Below are 1,184 nucleotides of genomic sequence, written 5' to 3' on the forward strand. Positions count from 1 at the left end.
AGTTTTCGTTGTGGTCGATGTTGGTTGTAAAAATGGATATAGGCTTCAATTCGCCTTTGTGCCTCGTCCATATTTCGGATATCATAAGGATAGAGCCCTTCCGTTTTGAGATGCGAGAAGAAGCTCTCCATCGAGGCATTGTCATAACAATTTCCTCGGCGAGACATGCTGATTTGGGCGCCAACCTTTGGCAGCATGTCGTGGTAGGCATAGGACGTGTACTGGAATCCCTGATCGCTGTGAACGATCAGTCCAGTCACGTTTTTTGTCTTGTTAAAGGCATTCTCAAAGGTCTGCAGCACCAGCAGATTGTCGTTTCTCTGACTCATGTGATAGGCTACAATCTCATTATTAAATAGGTCTTTTACGGCAGAGAGGTAGATCCACGACTCACCTACACGGAATTGAGTGACGTCCGTAACCCATTTTTGGTTCGCTCTATCTGCTTTAAAGTCGCGCTTTAGCAGGTTTTTGGCAACACGTCCTTCGGTTGAAGAAACGTAATTACATCGATGTTTACGCCGAATTCGTGAACGGATTCCAAGTGCTTGCATCAGCCGCAGCACTTTCTTATGATTCATCCAGACCCCGTGCTCCTGCAGCAAGAACAACTGGATCTGACGGTAGCCATACACTCCGTTGTATTGGTCGTAAACCTTCTGTACAAGTGCCTTGTCCATTTGATCCCGATCTTGACCTTTGCGTTTGAGATAAGCATAGTAGCCACTTCTAGAGACGCCAAAAATCTTACAAAGAGCGCTCACTGAATACTCTTTCGCGGCTTTCTCGACGCTAATATATCTTTCCGTTTCATCTCCTGCATCCAGATTTCCAAGCACTTTTTTAACATTTCATTTTCTCGTTTCAGCCGGCTCATTTGTCTGTCTTGGTCAACATATTCGTCTCGTCTTCCACGATGATCGATGAGTCCAAACTCGCCGAATTCCTTGTACTTCTTCATCCAGTCTTTGAGACGATGTCTGTCTGTCATCCCAAACTTCTCCATGATTCTGCGATAAGTCCAGCCTTCCACCAAGTGAAGATGTATCGCCTCCATCTTTGTCTCGTAGGAATACTTCTTAAACTTCTGACCTTTAATTGCTGGCATAAAAAATGCACCCCCTAGAATTTTATCGGATCAACCAGGGGGTTAATCCAATGTCTATTCTAAGGGGTGCACTTCA

At 44.9% G+C, this 1,184-nt stretch carries 2 protein-coding genes; both read right to left on the minus strand.

Going from position 1 to position 1,184, the window contains the following annotated elements; translation table 11 throughout:
- Positions 1-839: IS3 family transposase (locus CHH75_RS24430; protein ID WP_141235883.1), on the minus strand; the 839-nt coding region annotated here is incomplete at its 3' end.
- Positions 761-1,108 (minus strand): helix-turn-helix domain-containing protein, encoded by a 348-nt coding sequence (locus CHH75_RS24435; protein ID WP_095399394.1) that lies wholly within the window; start codon positions 1,106-1,108, stop codon positions 761-763. The genes CHH75_RS24430 and CHH75_RS24435, both read right to left, overlap by 79 nt.
- Between the last annotated feature and the right edge of the window lie 76 nt (positions 1,109-1,184).

Source organism: Paenibacillus sp. 7541, from assembly GCF_002276395.1.
In the GTDB taxonomy this organism is placed as follows: Bacteria; Bacillota; Bacilli; order Paenibacillales; family Paenibacillaceae; genus Paenibacillus_AQ; species Paenibacillus_AQ campinasensis.

What these genes read in the sequence shown, in the direction of transcription:
- CHH75_RS24435 (WP_095399394.1), bottom strand. Translation starts at nt 1,108, where the DNA reads ATGCCAGCAATTAAAGGTCAGAAGTTTAAGAAGTATTCCTACGAGACA.